Source organism: Desertibacillus haloalkaliphilus, assembly GCF_019039105.1.
GTDB lineage: Bacteria > Bacillota > Bacilli > Bacillales > KJ1-10-99 > Desertibacillus > Desertibacillus haloalkaliphilus.
Map to the genome: position 1 here is coordinate 1 of NZ_JAHPIV010000554.1, position 335 is coordinate 335.

The 335-nt window shown below is 43.6% G+C and carries 1 protein-coding gene; it reads left to right on the forward strand.

The annotated features are described in order from the left end of the window. The coding region (locus KH400_RS23250) for a BCCT family transporter (protein WP_246590018.1) at positions 1 to 335 on the forward strand (335 nt) is incomplete at both ends.

Consider the following 335-nt stretch of genomic DNA (forward strand, 5'->3'; position numbering starts at 1 on the left):
GGAATGCACCTATCGTCGAGGACAAAAAACGAAAAACACGATTATCCGTGTTTTTACCGGCTTTTCTCATTGTCGGTGGTGGGGCCGTTCTAGGAATTGTCAACAATCAATTGCTGGCTGACATTTCAATGAATGGATTTATCGGATCTTTACGGGGGCTTGGATGGCTTTATCAAATTATTTCCATCGCTGCACTAATTATCGTCAGTATCGTCACCTTTACAAAACTAGGTAACATTCGATTGGGAGGTTCGGAGGCAAAACCGAAATATTCGTTTATGGTTTGGTTTGCGATGGCATTGACTGGAGGGATTGCCACGGGGGTCATTACCTAT